We start from the raw sequence: 17,603 nt of genomic DNA, 5'->3' as shown, positions 1-17,603 counted from the left end.
CGGTGCGCGACCGCGCCGCTGGGTCCCCCGGTCGCTTCGCGCCGGAGGATGACGACAGCTGTTTTGAGCGAGGGTCCCTGCGCGACCCGAAGGGGGGCGCGAAGCGTCAAAGGGTGAGGGGTTACGGTGCGACGCGGGATGATACCGTAAGCCCTCTCCCCAACCCCTCTCCCGCCGGGAGGGGGCTAGAACGGCAACCGCCACGCTCGCGGGCCGTTGATACAGACGAAGGAGATTTCCCGTGACCTACTATCACAGCAAGACCACCGACCTGCCGTTCGACGCCGCCGTGGCCCGGACGCGCGAGACGCTGAAGGCCGAGGGCTTCGGCATCATCACCGAGGTCGATATCGCCGCCACCTTCAAGGCGAAGCTCGACGTCGACTTCCGGCCCTACATCATCCTCGGGGCCTGCAACCCCGGGGCGGCGCACGAGGCCCTGGGGTTCGAGGACAAGGTCGGGCTGATGCTGCCGTGCAACGTCATCGTCCAGGCCCTGGCGTCGGGCGGCTGCGAGGTCGCCGCCATCGACCCGGTGGCGTCGATGACCGCCATCGACAACCCCGACCTGAAGGCCAAGGCCGCCGAGATCGGGGCCGGTCTGAAGCGGGCGGTGGCGGCGGTTTGATCTTCAGACAGTCGGTCAGGGCTCTGCGACCAGTCCCGGATAGAGGTCGGCCCAGTGCGGGTTCGCCGCCTCGATCAGGGCGAATTTCCACGCGCGCTGCCAGCGTTTGATGCGCTTTTCCCGCAGGATCGCCTGATCGACGTAGCGATGGTGTTCGTACCAGACCAGCCGGTCGGTGCCGCGCGCGCGGCTGTAGCCGTCGATCTGGCCGTGCCGGTGTTCGTCGATGCGCCGGATCAGGTCGTTGGTCATACCGACATAGAGCCAGCCGCACGGACCGCTGGCGACGATATAGACCCAGAAGTCGTGGCCTTTCGCGCGCATGGCGAGCAACTTATGAGGGCGCGCCAGCCATCGTCAAGATTGCGCGCACCTTGTCATCCCGGAAGCGCCGCAGGCGCTATCCGGGACGGGACGGGATCCTGCGAAACCCTCCCGGACAGCCCGCAGGGCTGAGCCGGGAGACGGGTGGACGCCACACCCTGCCCGGGCGTGCTTCCCCCTCGGCGTGGAAATCCCGTCACCGGGGTCGATCCCGCCTGTCTCCCGGACAACCGCTGCGCGGTTTCCGGGAGGGATGAGGTGGAGTGGTGTCCCGTCCCGGCTCTACCCCCGGCTTACGCCGGGGTTCGGCCGGGATGACAAGGGGGGTCATGCTCGACCGCCGGGCGGTGCAGACAAAGCACGCCTTGTCGCCACACAGGTGTGTCAGGCACGGCACCTTGTCATCCCGGAAGCGCCACAGGCGCTATCCGGGACGGGGCGGTCCCGACGCCGGGCCGGGACGCGAACACCGGCTCGGCCGTAGGGCATCTGCGGTGGTTGCGGGCGCAGGGGAGGAGGTTGGTCAGCCCCCCCTAAAGCGGAATATTATCGTGCTTCTTCCACGGATTGCTCTGCTGCTTGTTCTTCAGCGTCCGTAGCGCCTTGATCAGCCGCCGCCTTGTCCCGTGCGGCATGATCACGTCGTCGATATAGCCGCGCGACGCCGCGACGAACGGATTGGCGAAGCGGTCCTTGTACTCCGCCTCCCGCGCCGCCAGGGCCTCGGGGTCGCCGGCCTCCTTGCGGAAGATGATCTCGACCGCACCCTTGGCCCCCATGACGGCGATCTCGGCGCTGGGCCAGGCGTAGTTGACGTCGCCGCGCAGGTGTTTGGAACTCATCACGTCATAGGCGCCGCCATAGGCCTTGCGGGTGATCACGGTCAGCTTGGGCACCGTGGCCTCGGCATAGGCGAACAGCAGCTTGGCCCCGTGTTTGATCAGGCCGCCGTACTCCTGACGCGTGCCGGGCATGAAGCCGGGGACGTCGACGAAGGTGACCAGGGCGATGTCGAAGGCGTCGCAGAAGCGGACGAAACGGGCGGCCTTGCGGCTGGAGTCGATGTCCAGCACCCCGGCCAGGACCTGGGGCTGGTTGGCGACGATGCCGACGGTCTGGCCGTCCAGACGGCCGAAGCCGGTGACGATGTTCCTGGCGAAATCGGGGGCGATCTCGAAGAATTCGGCCTCATCCACGACCTTGAGGATCAGCTCGTGCATGTCATAGGGCTGGTTCGGATTGGCCGGGGTCAGGGTGTCGAGACTGGCCTCGTCGCGGTCGGGGTCATCGTAGGATTCGCGCACCGGCGGCTTTTCGCGGTTCGACAGCGGCAGGAAGCCGATCAGGCGGCGCACTTCCGACAGGGCCTCCAGATCGTTCTCGAACGCCCCGTCAGCGACGCCGGACTTCTGCGAATGGACGCGGGCCCCGCCCAGGTCCTCATGCGTCACGACCTCATTGGTGACCGTCTTCACCACATCGGGGCCGGTCACATACATGTAGGAGGTGTCCTTCACCATGAAGATGAAGTCGGTGATGGCCGGGGAATAGACGTCGCCGCCGGCGCAGGGGCCCATGATGACGCTGATCTGGGGGATGACGCCGCTGGCCAGGGTGTTCTGCAGGAAGATGTCGGCATAGCCGCCCAGCGCCTCGACCCCTTCCTGGATGCGCGCGCCACCGGCGTCGAACAGGCCGATGATCGGCGCGCCATTGGTCAGGGCCATGGTCTGGATCTTGACGATCTTGGCCGCGTGCGCGCCCGACAGGGAGCCGCCGAAGACGGTGAAATCCTTGGAGAAGACATAGACCAGACGGCCGCCGATGGTGCCGCGGCCGGTGACCACGCCGTCACCGGGGATGCGCTGTTTCTCCATGCCGAAATCGTGCGAGCGATGCTCGACGAACATGTCGGTTTCCTCGAACGAGCCCTCGTCCAGCAGGACCTCGATCCGCTCGCGCGCCGTCAGCTTGCCCTTGGCGTGCTGGGCGGCGATGCGCGTTTCGCCACCACCGAGTTTGGCACCGGCACGGCGGGCTTCGAGCTGGTCGAGGATGTCTTGCATGGTCAGTCCCTTGATCGTGCCCCCGGATTAGGGGGCCGGGGCCGGACTGGCAAGAACAGCGGGCCGGCAAGGGACGGCGGGCCTCACCCCAGGGCGCGGAACCAGCGCTCCAGCAATTCGGCCTCGGCGCGGCGGGCGGCGGTGCGTTCGGCGGCCTCGTCATCGACGCCCCACTGGCGTTCCTGGAAGATCTCGTCGATGCGCGACAGCTCGAAGGCCGCCGCCCCGCCGATCTCGCCCTGCTGCAGGGCCAGACCCAGAACGGCGGATCCCAGCAGGGGCACCGCCGTGGCCAGGCCGGTCAGGGCGAAATCATCCAGCGCCAGGGCCAGGGCGCGGGTGCGGGCGATGGACTCGGGGGCCTGGGGCCGGTGGATGATGCCCTGGGCGACCTCCAGGGTGATGCCGTGGGTGCGGGCGGCCCAGTCGCGCCACGGCCCCCAGGCCTGCGCCTGTTCGCTGACCAGCGAGGCCGGGGCCTCGGCCAGGTAGCAGAGGCAGTCGGAACCGGCGAAGGCGGCGATCTCGTCGGCCACGGCCTCACGCACCTGCGACACCCGGTCGATGGCGGTCGCGGCCAGACGGGTGGCGGGCATGGTGGCGGGATCAATGAACTCGCCCTGCCCGGCCCAGTCGGCGGCGACCAGCCGGGCGGCGGCCTCGGTCGGCAGGATCATTCGGGCATGGGCCGGGGTCTTGGGCACCCGCCCGTCCAGCCGAACGGCCCAGCCGTCGCCGTCGGCCGCGACGTCGACGGCCTTCCAGAACCGCTTCAGCCGCTCCTCGGACTCACGGAAGCCCTTGCGGGCGGCGACATTGGGATCGAGGGGCGGAATATGGCTCATCGGACGTCCTGCGGTATCCGGCTCTGGCTGGCGAAGCGGTCGAGCGCGGCCTCCAGATCGGTGAAGTCATCGGCCACGTGCCGGGCACCGGCGGCCAGCTGTTCGTCGCGGGTGTGAAAGCCCCAGGCCACGCCCAGCGGATGGGCCCCGGCCCCCAGCGCCATACTGATGTCGTGGCTGGTGTCGCCGATCATGGTGGTCGAGGCGGCGTCGGCCCCGCTGGCGGCCATGGCGGCGAACAGCATGGCCGGGTCGGGCTTGCCCGGACCGTCCTCGGCACAGTGGCTGGAGACGAACAGATCGGCCCAGCCGGCGCGGGCCAGGTTGCGGGTCACGCCGCGCCGGTTCTGGCCGGTGGCCAGGGCCAGACGCCAGCCGTCACGCTTCAGCCGCCGCAGGGTGTCCATCGCCCCGGCATAGACCGGCTCGACCACCTGTTCGGCGTGCATGCGCTGGAAGCTGCGCTGGAAGGCGGCGACGAAATCGGCCAGTTCGGCATCGGTCAGGGCCGGTTCCAGCACATGCAGGGCCTTGGGCAGCGACAGGCCGACGATCTGGCGGACCCGGTCATACGCGGGCTCGGCCAGGCCGAGATCGCGGGCCGCCTCGGTGGCGGCGCGGAAGATCGAGGCGCGGCTGTCGACCAGGGTGCCGTCGATGTCGAACACGGCCAGCGGCCGGTTCATGCCGGGATCACATCAAAGGCGATGGTCATGCGCGACTCGTCGGAGGTGAAGGGCACGGTGCCGTGCCACATATAGGACGGGAACAGGACCAGGGTGCCGGGCTCGGGCCGGACGTGGCGACCGGCGTCGAGCGGCGGGGTGGTACGGTGGCGCGGCTGGCCGAAACGGATCCAGCCCTCGCGCTCGGGCGTGTCGAGGGCGGCGGTCGGCGTCTCGACATAGAAGGCCGAGGACAGCCAGCCCTGCGGATGGATGTGGTCGACGTGCCAGCCGCCGGGCTTCAGTCGCACGGACCAGGCCCCGCGAACCTCATAGGCCCCGGTATTGCGCGCGCGCAGCGGATCGGGGCCGGTCCCGAGCGCTGCCATATAGGCGCGGATCGGGGCGTCGATGGCCTGAAAGAAGCCCTTGATCGCCGGATCGTCTGACTGGCGCAGGCTCTGGGCGGTCTGGCTGCCGTGGCGCAGGGAGTTCTCCAGCGGATGGCTTTCCAGCTTGTGCAGCCGGTGCAGGGACGCCGACAGGTCGGACAGCCAGGCCTCGCGGCTGGCCCAGCCCTTCGGGGCCTCGACCACCGCCGGGCGGACGAAGGCGTCATAGTCGTACAGCCGCTCATAGTCGGGCTCGCCCAGCATCCGGGCGGCGGTGGCGCGGAAGGCCAGGGCGATCTGGTCGTGCGGGGCGACGTCGAGCCGCGCCCCCATGGCCTCGAAGGCCGCGCGCGGACGGCCGGCGGCCAGCCAGGCGGTGCAGACGGCTTCCAGCAGGGCCGGATGACCCGGGGCCTGGGCCCAGGCCGCCTCGGCCAGACGCACGGCCTCGGCGGTCTCGCCCAGATCAGAGGCGGCCTCGGCGGCGGCGACCTGCAGTCGCGCATCGCCGGGCCAGCGGCTCAGGGCGTCGGTCAGCACGGCATAGCCGTCGCGCGGACGGCCGACGCGTTCCAGCACCATGGCCTGCAACGCCGCCATCGCCGGGGACGGATGGGCGGCCGCGGCGGTGTTCAACCCGGCCATGGCCCGGTCGGGATCGGCGGTACGCATCCAGATCAGCTGGGCCAGATCGCGATGGCCGTCGACATAGTCGGGGCGGCGTTTCAGGGCCTCGCGAAAGGCGCGCTCGGCCCCGTCGAACATGGCCAGCCCCTGCAGGGCCCGGCCCGACACCAGAAAGGTCTCCGGGGCCTCGAGCCCGAGACGGAAGGCCCGTTCGGCCGCCTTGCGGGCCCCGGCATAGTCGGACAGGTCACACAGGGTGGCCGCCAGATTGTGCCAGCCGATCCGGTCCTTCGGGTCCTGCTGCACGGCGCGGCGATTGAACACCGCCGCCTCGGCGTGACGGCCCAGGGCCTTGAGCACGGCCGCGTGGGCATTGAGCGCGGAGACCGCCACCGTATCCCCGGCCACGGCCGGTTCGGTCAGGCGCAGGGCCTCGGCGGCCCGGCCCTGGCCGATCAGCTGGTTGGCAGCGCGGTTCAGCTCAATGCTCATCTCTGGCGTCGCACTCCCTCGAACGGATCGTCATCGCCCTCGTGCGGGTCGAAGCCGAAATGGGCGAAACCGGCCTTGACCTCGGGACTCAGCGGGGCGGTGATGTCGAGGATGCCACCGGACGGATGGTCCAGCTCGATGCGACGGGCGTGCAGCTGGAGCTTCAGGATACCGCTCAGCTCCTTCGACTTGTCGTCCCCGTATTTGCGGTCACCCAGGATCGGATGACCAATCCCGGCCATATGGGCGCGCAGCTGATGGGTGCGGCCGGTGAAGGGGCGCAGGGCCATCCAGCTGGCCCGGTGGGCGGCGCGGCTGATGGTGGCGAAGGCGGTCTCGGCCGACTCGGCGCGCGGGTCCTTGCGGTCGGCGGGGCGCATCATCTCGAAATCGTTGATGCCGGTCTTCTTCAGCGGCATGTCGATCTGGCCGGCCGAGGGTTTGGGATTGCCGATGACGATGGCCCAGTAGGTCTTCTTCGCCTGACGGCGGGCGAAGGCCCCGGCCAGACGTTTGGCGGCCTCGGGTCCCTTGCCCAGCAGCAGGACGCCGGAGGTGTCGCGGTCCAGACGGTGGACCAGGCGCGGCCGGTCCATCCCCTCGCCCCAGGCCGACAGCAGCCGGTCGACGTGGCGGCTGGTCTTGGTGCCGCCCTGCACGGCCAGGCCGTGCGGCTTGTTGATGGCGATGACCATGTCGTCCTCGTAGATGACGAGGGATTTGGCGAAATCGATGTCGCGCTGGGTCAGGGTGTGAACGTCCCCGGCCTGGCGTGAGGTGTCGTCGGGGATCGGCGGCACGCGCACGGCGGCCCCGGCGGTCAGACGGCCCTCGGGCTTGATCCGGGCCCCGTCGACGCGGATCTGGCCGCTGCGGGCCATCTTCTGCACCTGGATGTTGGACAGGTGGGGCCAGCGCCGGCGGAACCAGCGGTCCAGCCGGATGCCGTCCTCGGCCTCGGCCACATAGATGGTGAGGACTTCGCGTTTGGGCGCGGGTTCAGCGTCCTGAATGGGTTCGTCGGTCAAAGGGCGGCTCCGAAGGCGCGGCGGGCGACCATCAGGCCGATAAACAGGGCAGTGATCGACAGGACCACCGAGAGGGCGACATAGCCCCCGGCCATGGCGAATTGACGGCGCTCGATCATCAGCACCGTCTCCAGCGAAAAGGCCGAGAAGGTGGTGAACCCGCCCAGCAGGCCGACGGCGGCGAACAGGCGCACACCCTCCTGCCCGGCCCCGGCGCGCAACGCCAGCCAGCCGACCAGAAGTCCCATCACGAGACCGCCCACCACATTGGCGCTCAGGGTCGCCCACGGCCAGGTCGATCCGGGCGTCATCCGGCCGAGCACAAGGCCCAGGCCGTAACGGGCCATTGCGCCCAGTCCGCCCCCGGCGGCGACAATGAGAAATCGTGTCATCCGGCGCTTATAGCGCGCATCCCCGTCTTGCGAAGGCTGTGCGGCCCTTGCGGGGCCTGCGCCTGACCGAAACTTCACTTGCCCAGCGGCACGGTTAACGGCGATAGCTGAAGCAGGCGTTCGCGTCCTGAGGGAAGATCATCGGTCTGTGGACCGGTCTGCCCTAGGATCGGGCCGCAGTCTGGGAGCGTTTCGACAGCCATGTCCGACCACGATCATCATCCGGAAGCCGCGCCGCCGCCGGCGGCACCGCCGCACGCGGCCCCGCCGCCCGGGGCCGCCGATCTGGCCGACCGCTCCACGCCGCCGGCCGTGCCGCAACGGGACACCGGCGCGGCGCGTTCGCCCGACGGCATATTGAAGCCGATCCAGGACAGCGAATATTTCTCGCACGACCCGGCCGCCATCGCCCAGGTCTCGGCCCATATCGACGAATATTTCAACCAGCCGCTGGATATCTTTCCGTTCTGGGAGAGCAACAGCAAGCCGGACCGGTTCCACGTCCTGTATGCGCGCCAGATCGAGGAGCGTTTCCCCAATGACTCCGACATCCGCAGCGACATCTATGTCTATGGCCGGGGCATTTTCGACGCCCTGCGCATTCATGTGATCGTCAAACGGGTCAGTCAGGTCCTGGCCATGACCGCCTTTGCTGTCCTGGCCCTGATCGGCCCGACCTGGTTCAGCCTGTGGACCGGATCGGACACGGCCGGCCCCATCCTGGCCGCCGCCGCCATGGTCGCGGCCTTCGGCCTGTACTGGGGGGCCCAGGCCATCCTGTTCGTCCAGTACCGGTTCAAGCTGGAGAATGACTCCTACCAGCTGTCGCGCGGCATCGTGCAGCGAACCCGCGAACTGCAGAACCTGTTCACCAGCGGTCGCGCCATGGCCGACCAGGCCGAGACCCAGTACCAGCAGGACGGCAAGGCCTGGGGCCAGCGCGCCATGTACCTGACCCGGCTGACCATGTGGCTGGGCGCGCGGATGGAATACCTGGAGAAATACGTCCAGATGGAGCTGTGGCGCGTGCGCCGCGAACGCTACTGGATGCGCTGGTTCAACCGCTTCCTGACCCCGGTCCTGTTCCTGACCTGGCTGGGCATTTTCGTGCTGCAGCCGACGCCGGAGGGGCGCGAGCTGGTCTATCGCGGCCTCGAGGTGATGGCGATCGTGCTGGGCGCGGTGGTCAGCTTCGTGTCCTATTTCCGCTGGCAGACCCCGACCTCGGCCATCCAGGACAAGCTGGGCATCGAGAACTGGGTCCGCTACGCCTCGCTGGACGTCGACAACGCCGTTGCCGACCAGGTGCGGCGCGACAAGGAACGTCTGGTCGAATACCGGGCCCTGACGCGCGGGGGGCGCTGAGGGGCAGAGGTTCGCGTCGGTACGACCCCCTTGTCATCCCGGACGCTGCGTCAGCCGCTATCCGGGAGACAGGTCAAAATCCCGCGTGGCGGCACCCGTCTCCCGGAAATCGCGCCGCGATTTCCGGGAGGTCTGGACCGGGGGAGCCTTCCGTCCCGGATCGCCGCTTCGCGGCGTCCGGGATGACAAGGGCGAGGATGGCGGCTGGTGGGAACCCGTTGAATACGGACTCTACTCCCGACCGCGCAACGTCCTCTGCACGTCGCGCGCGTCATAGGCCTCGGGCCGGTCCGGGCGGGGGCCATTGCCCATCACCACCTCCAGCACGGTCGAGGTCGGCTGGGGGCCGCTGAGGTCGAGGCCGACACCGACGCCGACACCGGATGAGGAATAGCGGCCGTAGCGGCTGCTGCCCGCTCCGATCGAGACACTGGGGCGGACGCCGCCGGCGCTGTCGCGGCGGCCGTCGGTCCAGCGCTGGGTGACCTCGAACCAGTCGAAGCCGGACTGGACCGTCAGGTCGGCGGCGCGCAGCAGGGCCATGTCCGCGACCGGGCCGGGCGCGCCGACACCGCGATAGGTGACGCGGAAGCGGTTGGATTCGATGCGCTGCTCGGCATAGCCCTGCCCGTTCGGTCCCTGCTGGGGGCCATAGGGGGCCAGGCTGGCACAGGCGGTCAGGGCCAGGGCCGAGGCGGCGAGGGTCAACAGGGTCAGGCGTTTCATCGGGTCTCTCCGGGTTGCTTTCGGAACCATCGAACTATGGCTTGGGTTCCTCCCCTCCACCACCCTTCGGGTGGTCCCCCTCCCCATCGCTTCGCGACAGGGAGGAGACGAAGCCGCACCGTCTCCTCCCCACGGCAGTGGGGAGGGGGACCGCGACCCGAAGGGCAGCGCGAAGCCTGAAGCGGTGGAGGGGAATCACCGCATGCGCCGGTGTCCGGGGCCTGCCCCCTCCACCCCCTTCGGGCGGTCCCCCTCCCCCTGTGGGGGAGGATCACAGCCCCGCCGCCGCCTTCAGCGTCACGAAATCCGCCGGCAGCGGGGCCTCGACGGTGACGCGGCCGCCGTCGGGATGAGGGAAGGTCAGGGTGGCCGCGTGCAGCATCAGCCGCGGCGCGGCGCGGCCGGCCAGGGTCAGGGCCCCACCATAGCGCTGGTCCCCGGCCAGGGGGCGACCGATATGGGCCATGTGGACGCGCAGCTGGTGCATCCGCCCGGTCAGGGGCGACAGCTCGACCAGGCCCCCCGCCTCCGTCGCGGCCAGGGTGCGGTAGCGGCTCTGCGACAGCTGGGCTCCCGGCGTGTCGGGGGCGACGACCCGCATATAGCTTTCGCGGCCGATCTCCTGACGCAGCAGGGCCGCGTCGATCAGACCCTCGCGCGGTTCGGGCGCGGCGGCGACCAGGGCCAGATAGGTCTTGCTGAGTTTCTTGGCCTGCAGCGCCTTGCCGAGGAAGCCGGCGGCGGGCTTGGTTTTGGCGGCGAGGATGACGCCCGAGGTGTCGCGGTCCAGCCGGTGGATCAGGTCGGGCCGTTTGCCGTTCGAGCGGGCGAAGGCCCACAGCAGGTCGTCCAGCGTATGGGCCTGGATACGCCCGCCCTGGCTGGACAGGCCCGAGGGCTTGTTGAAGGCGATGACGGACGCGTCCTCGTGGATCACCCACGAACGGACGGCGGCAATGTCTTCGTCGGACAGGGAGACGGGCGGTCGGGTGCTCACCCGCCGTGCATAGGCGATGCGGGACCGCCCGTCAGCCCATTAGCGCAGCACGTGGGCCTTTTGCATCCGGCTGGAATACCAGAGGAAGAAGGCCGTCGCGACGCCGATGACCGCACTCATGATCATGCCCTGCTGGCCGATGATGGCCGCGCCGCCGGACAGGAAATAGGTGTAGACGACGCTGACCAGAAAGGCCGCCAGCGAGACGAGGAAGGCATAGACCGCCCAGCGCATCCGCAGCAGCAGCAGAACGGCCGCCAGCACGCCGACCCAGACCCCGACGGCCCAGACCGCAGCCATCCAGCCGGGCATGCCCATATAGTAGGCGATGATCTCGGGGCTGAGCCCGGCGGACTGCATATAGGCCTCGCCCTGCGTCATCGTCATATAGTAGTCGAAGCCGCCATAGGCGTTCCACAGCAGGGCGATCACACCCACAACCCACAGATGCCACGGCACGGTTTTCGCTTCTGTCATTCTACCCCTCCCAAGGTTTATGACAGACAGAATACGCCGGTAACGCTGTTACGGCAACGTCGGGATCAGGCGTCCCCCTGCCCCGCCCCGGCCGCCCGCAGCGCGGCCCAGCGCTCCAGCCGGGCCTTGACCTTCTCCTCATGGCCTTCGCCCTTCGGCCTGTAGAAGGTGCGGCGTTCCATCTCGTCGGGGAAGAAGTTCGCGCCGGAAAAACCCTCGGGCGTGTCGGGGTCATAGGCATAGCCCTTGCCGTAGCCGAGCGACTTCATCAGCTGGGTCGGGGCGTTGCGGATATGGGCCGGCGGCATGAAGGAGCCGGTCTCGGCCGCCGCCTTCTTCGCTGCCTTGAAGGCTTCATAGACCCCGACCGACTTGGGCGCGGTGGCCAGATGGACCACGGCCTGGGCCAGGGCCAGTTCACCCTCGGGGCTGCCGAGGAAGTCGTAGGTGTCCTTCGCCGCATTGGCGATCAGCAGCGACAGGGGGTCGGCCTCGCCGATATCCTCGACCGCCATGCGCACGATGCGACGGGCCAGATACAGCGGATCCTCGCCCCCGTTCAGCATTCGCGCCAGCCAGTAGAGGGCCGCGTCAGGGTCCGACCCGCGAACCGATTTATGCAGGGCGGATATGAGGTTGTAGTGTTCTTCTCGACTCTTGTCGTAGGCGGGCGCGCGCTTCTGCAGGATGCCGGCCAGGGCCTGGACGTCCAGCGGTTCGGGGCGGGTATCGGCGAGGTCGAACAGCACCTCGCTCATGGTCAGCAGATAGCGGCCGTCGCCGTCGGCCAGGGCGGTCAGGGCGTGACGCGCCTCGGCCGTCAGCGGCAGGGTCTTGCCCTCCTGGGCCTCGGCCCGGGTCAACAGTTGATCCAGCGCCGCGTCATCCAGCCGCTTCAGCACATAGACCTGGCTGCGCGACAGCAGGGCCCCGTTCAGCTCGAAGCTGGGGTTTTCGGTCGTGGCCCCGACCAGGGTGATCACCCCCTCCTCGACGAAGGGCAGGAAGCCGTCCTGCTGGGCCCGGTTGAAGCGGTGGATCTCGTCGACGAACAACAGGGTCGACTGGCCGGCGGCGCGGCGCATGCGGGCGGCCTCGAACGCCTTCTTCAGATCGGCCACCCCCGAGAAGACGGCGCTGATCTGCTGGAACTGGTAACCGGCGGCGGCCGCCAGCAGGCGGGCGATCGTCGTCTTGCCGGTGCCCGGCGGGCCCCACAGGATCATCGAGCCCAGACGGCCGGCGTCGACCATGCGCCGGATCGGTCCGCCCTCGCCCAGCAGATGATCCTGGCCCACCACCTCGTCGAGGGTGGCCGGGCGCAGCCGGTCCGCCAGGGGGGCGTCGGGGGGATGGATGCCGGAGGCTTCGAACAGGTCAGTCATGCGAATCCATACTGCGCCCTTCCCCCTTGATGGGGGAAGGGCCGGGGTTGGCGGTGACAGGGGTACGGTGCCGGCAGGTTTGTTGATCCACACACCGACACCCCCATCCCAACCCTTCCCCCATCGAGGGGGAAGGGCTTTAATGGTCGACAGCCAGAGGAGCCGACATGTCTGACGATGCCAAGGTCCAGGCCCCGACCTGCGGAGTGACCCCGCACCTGACCATTCCGGGTCGCGGCGGCGAGGCGGCCATCGCCTTCTACACCCGTGCCTTCGGGGCGACGGAGCTGAACCGGCATCTCGCCGAGGACGGCGAACGGCTGAGGCACGCCCATCTGCTGATCAACGGGGCCAGCGTCATGCTCAATGACGAATTCCCCGAAGCCAGCGGCGAGCAGAACGTCGTGCCCAGGGGCGTCACCCTGCACCTGCAGGTCGACGATCCCGACGAATGGTGGGCGCGGGCCCTGCTGGCCGACGCCGTGCCGGTGGTGCCGATGGCCGACCGGTTCTGGGGCGACCGCTACGGCAAGGTGCGCGACCCGTTCGGCCACACCTGGTCGATCGGCGGTCCGATCAAGGGCTGAAACCGCCCCGACCGGCCTAACGCATGGTGCCGCTGATCCGGCGGCCCTGACGTTCGATCGTCACCTCGGTGCCGCGCTGCAGATTGGCCAGCTGGCCGGCGGAGGTCACGGCCCGGCCATTGACCGAGACCACCACATCGCCGCGCACAAAGCCGGTGCGGGCGGCCATGCTGCCGCGACCGATCTGCCCCAGAAGCACACCGCGGGTGAACGGATCCCCGCCCAGACTGTCGGCCAGGGCCGGGTTCAGGGTCAGGGCCTGGGCCCCGGCCAGGGCCCCGGCCTGGATCGTGGTGGCGGCGCTCATGTCGCTGTTGCCGGGCAGTTTCTGGACCCGGGCCCGGATGGTGCGGGCATCGCCGTCGCGCAGCAGCGCGACCTGGACGGTGGCGTCCGGCTCGTGCGTGCCGATGCGGAAATTCAACCCGCCCTGGTCGTTGATCTCGGCCCCGTCGACGGCGGTGATGATGTCTCCCGTGCGCAGGCCGGCGCGGGCCCCGGGCCCCTCGGGATAGACGGTGGTGATGACCAGCCCCTGCGGCCGGTCCAGTCCCAGGCTACGCGCGACCTCGGCCGTGACCGGATCACCCTTGACCCCCAGCCACGGGCGAACCACGGCAGTCGCCCCGCCGACAGCGGAGTCGACGACCTGACGGACCATGGCGGCGGGCACGGCGAAGCCGACCCCGGACGACGAGCCGGTGCGCGAGAAGATGGCGGTGTTGATGCCGATCAGGTCGCCGTCCATGTCGACCAGGGCCCCGCCGGAATTGCCGGGATTGATGGCCGCGTCGGTCTGGATGAAGGAGCCGCTGTCGCTGATGCCGGTGTCGGTGCGGTTCAGGGCCGAGATGATGCCGTTGGTCACCGTCTGGCCGACGCCGAACGGATTGCCGATGGCCAGGACCAGGTCGCCGATCTGCTGCTCCTCACGATCGTCGATGTTCAGGACCGGCAGCCGCTCGCTGACGCCTTCCAGCTGCAGCACGGCGATGTCGGAGCGTTCATCGGCCAGCACCACCTTCGCCGCGAACTCGCGCCGGTCGGCCAGGGTGACGCGGATCTGCTGCATGTTCTCGATCACGTGGCGGTTGGTCACCACCACCCCGTCGGCCCGGACGATGACGCCCGAGCCGATCGAGCCGGTCACCCGCTGCTGCGGTCCGCCGCCGAACATTTCGAAGAAGGGATCGCGCACCGTCTGCACGCCCCGGGCCGAGATATTGACCACGGCCGGGGCCGCCTCGCGGACCACGGGGGCAAAACTGGCCTTCATCGACAGGGCGTCGCCGGGCAGCTGGCGCGGGGCCTCGGCGAAGACCCCGTCCTGGGCGCTGGAGTCATGGGGCGAGCCGCAGGCGGCGAGCAGCAGGGCGGCGGCGAGAACGAGGCTGGAAGTCTTCATCATGTCCCGGTCTTTGCGGAAGGGGTGGGCCATTCGGCGATGGATTTCGGGCCATTCCATGGCGACGGGGGCATCGGCGGTATTGCCGAAGCTTAATGTGCGACGGCTTGCCGGAACAGCGAACTCCGGTCACGCTCGGGTCATGACCGCTGTGATTGAAACCCGCGACCTGACCAAGACCTACGGTACGGTCCGCGCCCTGGACGGCCTGTCGCTGTCGATCCCGCGTGGCGGCGTCTATGGCATTCTCGGACCGAACGGGGCCGGCAAGTCGACCCTGTTCCGGATCCTGCTGGGCCTGATCCGGCCCAGCGACGGCACGGCGACCGTGATGGGCGGGGCCATCGGCGACATCGCCGCCATGCGCCGGATGGGCTCGATGATCGAGACCCCGCGCTATCCGCCCTATATGAGCGCCCGCCAGGTGCTGGAATGGCTGGCCCTGTCGCATGGTGTCGGGGCCACGGCCGGGATTCCCGCCTGGCTGGAGCGGGTTGGCCTGACCGAGGCGGCCGACCGCCGGGTGCGCGGCTTTTCCGTCGGCATGCTGCAACGGCTGGGCGTCGCCGCCGCCCTGATGAGCCGGCCCGATCTGGTCATCCTCGATGAACCGACCAGCGGCATGGACCCCCCCGGCATCCAGGAGATGCGGGCCCTGATCCGCAGCCTGGCCGACGACGACGGCGTCACCGTCATCCTGGCCAGCCACCAGCTGCTGGAGGTCCAGAAGATCTGTGACCGGGTCGCCATCCTGAACCGCGGCAAGCTGATCCTCGAGGGGGCTGTGTCCGAACTGACCGCCGCCGGCGGCGAGCGTCTGCGCCTGACCCTGAGCCCGGTAGAGGCGGCGCTGGCCGTGCTGGGCGAACGGGGCTCACGCGACGATGACGGGGTGATGGCGGCCATCGCCCGGGACGAGGCCCCGGCCCTGATCCGCGCCCTGGTCCAACAGGGTATCGACATCAGCGAGGCCCGCTGGGTCGGTGCCGATCTGGAAAGCATCTTCATGACCGAGACCGGGGCCGCCGAAGCCGGCCGGGGGGAGCAGATCCATGCTGGTTGATGCCATTCGCGCCGAGGGCTTCCGCCTGTCGAAGAACCGCACGGCCGTCTTCTGGAGCGCCCTGTTCGTGCCGATCCTGAGCGTCGTCATCTCGGGCCTCACCAGTTTCGTGCTGAAGGGCGGCGAGACCAAACTGCTGGGCGATTCCAGGACCCCGGCAGAGGTCGCCGAGATGCTGGCCCGCGGGACCCTCGACCTGGGCGGCGCCCTGATCACCGCCGCCGGCAGCCTGGCCAATCCGTTGATGCTGCTGTTCGTGCTGATCGGCGCGGCGACGATCTATGCCGGGGACTATCGCTGGGAGACCTGGCGACTGATCAGCGCCCGCAACAGCCGGTCCAACCTGATCCTGGCCAAGCTGGGAGTCGTCGCGGCCTTGGCCCTGGCGGCCATGGCCTTCATGCTCGTCGGCGAGGTGATCGAAGGCCTGCTCACGGCCGTGATCTTCGAACGTACCCTGTCCTTCCCCGTCACGGGTGAGCGGATCGGCCAGTTTTTCGCCCTGACCGGCCTGTCGTGGCTACGGATCGCGCAGTTCACCATGCTCAGCCTGCTGGCCGCGGTCTTCACCCGTTCCCTGCTGGCGGCCCTGTTCATCCCGCTGGTCGTCGGCGTCGCCCAGTTCGCCTCTCTGCAGTTGCTGGCACCGATGGGGGTCATGCCCGACGCCTGGCTGGCCATCCTGTTCAATCCGGGGGCGGCCACTGACGCGCTCGGAGCCGTCATCGGCGGTGGCCCGGCGGCGGCCGCCCTGCCCGCCGGCCTGACGCTGAAGGCCTGGGTCAGCCTGGGTCTGTGGACCGTCGTTCCCCTGGCGGGAGCCCTGGCCTGGTTCCAGCGGCAGGACCTGTCGAAGGAATAGGGCTCAGAGCCGCTTTTCCATCCAGACGTCGCAGCGGACATAGGGGCTGGGCGCGGGCGGCAGCGGCGTGAAGCCGAACCGGTCGTACAGGGCCCGGGCCGGGGCCAGGGTGCTGCTGGTTTCCAGATACAGGCGATGCGCGCCGACAGTCCGGGCCTGCGCCTCGCACGCCTCCAGCAGGCGTCGCGCCAGCCCCAGCCCGCGCGCTTCGGGGGCCACCGTCATCTTGGCCACCTCCCGGCCGCCGTCGGCCATCGGCAACAGGGCGCAGCAGCCGACCGCAGCCCCGTCCCGTTCGGCGATGAAGATATGACCCCCGATCGCCAGGATCGCGCCCTCGGGATCGTCGATGGCCTTGCGGTCCTTGGCCTCGACCGTGAAGCCGCCCGCCGCCAGCCAGGCCGCGTTCAGGGCCTGCCAGTCAGCGCGATGGGCGGGGCGGTAGGGAACGATCTTCAGCGCGGAATTCAGGGTCATGCGGTGATCCTGCCTGAGGCGTCGCCCAAGCAAAAGGGCGGCCGGATCGCTCCGGCCGCCCCTTCAGATTTTGTGTCGTGACCGCGAAGCCTAGGCTTCGTCGTCACTCTCGACGGCATAGACCGGACCCGAGTCCAGGCCCTTGGCGTTGACGTCGCGGTCGACGAACTCGATCACGGCCATGGCGGCGTTGTCACCATGACGGTAACCGGCCTTCATGATGCGGATATAGCCACCGCTACGCTCGGCGTAGCGCGGGCCGATCGTCTCGAACAGCTTGCCGACCTGCGGCACGTCGCGCACGGCACTGATGGCCTGGCGACGGGCGTGCAGGTCGCCCTTCTTGGCGAGCGTGACCAGCTTTTCGACGAAGGGACGCAGTTCCTTGGCCTTGGGCAGGGTCGTGGTGATCTGCTCGTGCTTGATCAGCGATGCCGCCATATTGGCGAACAAGGCAGTCCTGTGGCTGGCCGTACGGCCGAGCTTGCGATAGGCGGCGCCGTGGCGCATCGGGGTCTCTCCTACTCAACCCCGGTATCCTCTTCAGGACCTAGGGCCGTATAATTCTAACCGCCCCGCATCCCCGGGTGGGAAATGGGCGGAGGGTTGAAACTAGATCTGTTCGTCGAACTTCTTGGCCAGATCTTCGATGTTCTCGGGCGGCCAGTTCGGCACGTCCATGCCGAGCGAGAGCCCCATCGTCGCGAGAACTTCCTTGATCTCGTTCAACGACTTGCGCCCGAAATTCGGGGTGCGAAGCATTTCGCCCTCGGTCTTCTGGATCAGGTCGCCGATGTAGA

The 17,603-nt window shown here is 68.9% G+C and carries 20 protein-coding genes; 5 read left to right on the top strand and 15 right to left on the bottom strand.

Annotated features, from left to right (window positions below):
- The first annotated feature begins 241 nt into the window (after positions 1-241).
- Positions 242-628 (top strand): DUF302 domain-containing protein, encoded by a 387-nt coding sequence (locus PSV00_RS09750; RefSeq protein ID WP_300446562.1) that lies wholly within the window; start codon positions 242-244, stop codon positions 626-628.
- Positions 629-643: 15 nt separating this feature from the next.
- Here PSV00_RS09750 and PSV00_RS09745 read toward each other — a convergent pair whose 3' ends face one another.
- The 7 genes from PSV00_RS09745 to crcB all read right to left on the bottom strand — a co-directional run bounded on the left by PSV00_RS09745 (position 644) and on the right by crcB (position 7,459).
- The gene (locus PSV00_RS09745; RefSeq protein ID WP_300446560.1) at positions 644-952 is read right to left on the bottom strand and encodes a GIY-YIG nuclease family protein; all 309 of its coding nucleotides are present in this window, start codon (positions 950-952) and stop codon (positions 644-646) included.
- A 533-nt stretch (positions 953-1,485) separates the two neighbouring features.
- On the bottom strand, positions 1,486-3,018 hold the full coding sequence (locus PSV00_RS09740) for an acyl-CoA carboxylase subunit beta (RefSeq protein ID WP_300446558.1): 1,533 nt from the start codon (positions 3,016-3,018) through the stop codon (positions 1,486-1,488).
- 83 nt (positions 3,019-3,101) lie between these two features.
- Positions 3,102-3,863: an ATP12 family chaperone protein gene (locus PSV00_RS09735; protein WP_300446556.1), complete on the bottom strand. Its 762-nt coding sequence runs from the start codon at positions 3,861-3,863 to the stop codon at positions 3,102-3,104.
- Positions 3,860-4,549, bottom strand: coding sequence for an HAD-IA family hydrolase (locus PSV00_RS09730; protein ID WP_300446554.1), 690 nt, complete (start codon positions 4,547-4,549; stop codon positions 3,860-3,862). The genes PSV00_RS09735 and PSV00_RS09730 overlap by 4 nt, the downstream gene beginning before the upstream one ends.
- Positions 4,546-6,039, bottom strand: a complete 1,494-nt coding sequence (locus PSV00_RS09725; protein WP_300446552.1) for a putative 2OG-Fe(II) oxygenase — start codon at positions 6,037-6,039, stop codon at positions 4,546-4,548. The genes PSV00_RS09730 and PSV00_RS09725 overlap by 4 nt, the downstream gene beginning before the upstream one ends.
- Positions 6,036-7,067 (bottom strand): RluA family pseudouridine synthase, encoded by a 1,032-nt coding sequence (locus tag PSV00_RS09720; protein WP_300446550.1) that lies wholly within the window; start codon positions 7,065-7,067, stop codon positions 6,036-6,038. Before PSV00_RS09720 ends, PSV00_RS09725 begins: the two co-directional genes overlap by 4 nt.
- Positions 7,064-7,459 (bottom strand): fluoride efflux transporter CrcB, encoded by a 396-nt coding sequence (gene crcB / locus PSV00_RS09715; RefSeq protein WP_300446547.1) that lies wholly within the window; start codon positions 7,457-7,459, stop codon positions 7,064-7,066. Before crcB ends, PSV00_RS09720 begins: the two co-directional genes overlap by 4 nt.
- A 201-nt stretch (positions 7,460-7,660) precedes the next feature.
- Between crcB and PSV00_RS09710 the strand changes: the two genes are divergently transcribed.
- Positions 7,661-8,824, top strand: a complete 1,164-nt coding sequence (locus tag PSV00_RS09710) for a hypothetical protein (protein ID WP_300446545.1) — start codon at positions 7,661-7,663, stop codon at positions 8,822-8,824.
- Between the two features lie 231 nt (positions 8,825-9,055).
- Here PSV00_RS09710 and PSV00_RS09705 read toward each other — a convergent pair whose 3' ends face one another.
- From PSV00_RS09705 to PSV00_RS09690, 4 genes are all read right to left on the bottom strand, one after another.
- On the bottom strand, positions 9,056-9,550 hold the full coding sequence (locus tag PSV00_RS09705) for a hypothetical protein (protein WP_300446542.1): 495 nt from the start codon (positions 9,548-9,550) through the stop codon (positions 9,056-9,058).
- Positions 9,551-9,821: 271 nt separating this feature from the next.
- A complete protein-coding gene (locus PSV00_RS09700) occupies positions 9,822-10,547 on the bottom strand; it encodes an RluA family pseudouridine synthase (protein WP_300446539.1) in 726 nt (241 codons plus the stop codon).
- Between the two features lie 39 nt (positions 10,548-10,586).
- Positions 10,587-11,024: a hypothetical protein gene (locus PSV00_RS09695; protein ID WP_300446536.1), complete on the bottom strand. Its 438-nt coding sequence runs from the start codon at positions 11,022-11,024 to the stop codon at positions 10,587-10,589.
- A 65-nt stretch (positions 11,025-11,089) separates the two neighbouring features.
- Positions 11,090-12,409, bottom strand: coding sequence for a replication-associated recombination protein A (locus tag PSV00_RS09690; protein ID WP_300446533.1), 1,320 nt, complete (start codon positions 12,407-12,409; stop codon positions 11,090-11,092).
- 167 nt (positions 12,410-12,576) lie between these two features.
- Between PSV00_RS09690 and PSV00_RS09685 the strand changes: the two genes are divergently transcribed.
- Positions 12,577-12,996 carry a VOC family protein gene (locus PSV00_RS09685; protein WP_300446530.1) on the top strand — a complete coding sequence of 140 codons (420 nt, stop codon included), beginning with the start codon at positions 12,577-12,579 and terminating at the stop codon, positions 12,994-12,996.
- A 16-nt stretch (positions 12,997-13,012) separates the two neighbouring features.
- Here PSV00_RS09685 and PSV00_RS09680 read toward each other — a convergent pair whose 3' ends face one another.
- A complete protein-coding gene (locus tag PSV00_RS09680) occupies positions 13,013-14,404 on the bottom strand; it encodes a trypsin-like peptidase domain-containing protein (protein WP_366944649.1) in 1,392 nt (463 codons plus the stop codon).
- A 139-nt stretch (positions 14,405-14,543) separates the two neighbouring features.
- On the opposite strand from PSV00_RS09680, the gene PSV00_RS09675 reads away from it, so the two are divergent.
- Both PSV00_RS09675 and PSV00_RS09670 read left to right on the top strand, forming a co-directional pair.
- Positions 14,544-15,464 (top strand): ABC transporter ATP-binding protein, encoded by a 921-nt coding sequence (locus PSV00_RS09675; protein WP_300446527.1) that lies wholly within the window; start codon positions 14,544-14,546, stop codon positions 15,462-15,464.
- A complete protein-coding gene (locus tag PSV00_RS09670) occupies positions 15,454-16,326 on the top strand; it encodes a hypothetical protein (RefSeq protein ID WP_300446524.1) in 873 nt (290 codons plus the stop codon). The genes PSV00_RS09675 and PSV00_RS09670 overlap by 11 nt, the downstream gene beginning before the upstream one ends.
- A 3-nt stretch (positions 16,327-16,329) precedes the next feature.
- Here the strand turns inward: PSV00_RS09670 and PSV00_RS09665 are convergent, their stop codons facing one another.
- The 3 genes from PSV00_RS09665 to PSV00_RS09655 form a co-directional block, all read right to left on the bottom strand.
- Entirely contained in the window at positions 16,330-16,803 is a 474-nt protein-coding gene (locus PSV00_RS09665; RefSeq protein ID WP_300446521.1) for a GNAT family N-acetyltransferase, read from the bottom strand.
- Positions 16,804-16,893: 90 nt separating this feature from the next.
- The gene (gene rplQ / locus PSV00_RS09660; protein ID WP_300446518.1) at positions 16,894-17,313 is read right to left on the bottom strand and encodes a 50S ribosomal protein L17; all 420 of its coding nucleotides are present in this window, start codon (positions 17,311-17,313) and stop codon (positions 16,894-16,896) included.
- A 102-nt stretch (positions 17,314-17,415) separates the two neighbouring features.
- Positions 17,416-17,603 (bottom strand): DNA-directed RNA polymerase subunit alpha C-terminal domain-containing protein (locus PSV00_RS09655; protein ID WP_300446515.1); only part of this gene is annotated, 188 nt, incomplete at its 5' end.

This window comes from Brevundimonas sp. (assembly GCF_029945885.1).
In the GTDB taxonomy this organism is placed as follows: domain Bacteria; phylum Pseudomonadota; class Alphaproteobacteria; order Caulobacterales; family Caulobacteraceae; genus Brevundimonas.
The sequence above is the reverse complement of the archived record's forward strand: the minus strand, read 5'-3'. Positions and strand labels throughout refer to the sequence as shown.

Coding starts and splice junctions, on each gene's coding strand:
- PSV00_RS09665 (WP_300446521.1), bottom strand. CDS start 16,803: ATGACCCTGAATTCCGCGCTGAAGATCGTTCCCTACCGCCCCGCCCAT.
- PSV00_RS09740 (WP_300446558.1), bottom strand. CDS start 3,018: ATGCAAGACATCCTCGACCAGCTCGAAGCCCGCCGTGCCGGTGCCAAA.
- rplQ (WP_300446518.1), bottom strand. CDS start 17,313: ATGCGCCACGGCGCCGCCTATCGCAAGCTCGGCCGTACGGCCAGCCAC.
- PSV00_RS09725 (WP_300446552.1), bottom strand. CDS start 6,039: ATGAGCATTGAGCTGAACCGCGCTGCCAACCAGCTGATCGGCCAGGGC.
- PSV00_RS09670 (WP_300446524.1), top strand. CDS start 15,454: ATGCTGGTTGATGCCATTCGCGCCGAGGGCTTCCGCCTGTCGAAGAAC.
- PSV00_RS09690 (WP_300446533.1), bottom strand. CDS start 12,409: ATGACTGACCTGTTCGAAGCCTCCGGCATCCATCCCCCCGACGCCCCC.
- PSV00_RS09705 (WP_300446542.1), bottom strand. CDS start 9,550: ATGAAACGCCTGACCCTGTTGACCCTCGCCGCCTCGGCCCTGGCCCTG.
- PSV00_RS09745 (WP_300446560.1), bottom strand. CDS start 952: ATGCGCGCGAAAGGCCACGACTTCTGGGTCTATATCGTCGCCAGCGGT.
- PSV00_RS09695 (WP_300446536.1), bottom strand. CDS start 11,024: ATGACAGAAGCGAAAACCGTGCCGTGGCATCTGTGGGTTGTGGGTGTG.
- PSV00_RS09675 (WP_300446527.1), top strand. CDS start 14,544: ATGACCGCTGTGATTGAAACCCGCGACCTGACCAAGACCTACGGTACG.
- PSV00_RS09710 (WP_300446545.1), top strand. CDS start 7,661: ATGTCCGACCACGATCATCATCCGGAAGCCGCGCCGCCGCCGGCGGCA.
- PSV00_RS09730 (WP_300446554.1), bottom strand. CDS start 4,549: ATGAACCGGCCGCTGGCCGTGTTCGACATCGACGGCACCCTGGTCGAC.
- PSV00_RS09680 (WP_366944649.1), bottom strand. CDS start 14,404: ATGATGAAGACTTCCAGCCTCGTTCTCGCCGCCGCCCTGCTGCTCGCC.
- PSV00_RS09735 (WP_300446556.1), bottom strand. CDS start 3,863: ATGAGCCATATTCCGCCCCTCGATCCCAATGTCGCCGCCCGCAAGGGC.
- PSV00_RS09685 (WP_300446530.1), top strand. CDS start 12,577: ATGTCTGACGATGCCAAGGTCCAGGCCCCGACCTGCGGAGTGACCCCG.
- crcB (WP_300446547.1), bottom strand. CDS start 7,459: ATGACACGATTTCTCATTGTCGCCGCCGGGGGCGGACTGGGCGCAATG.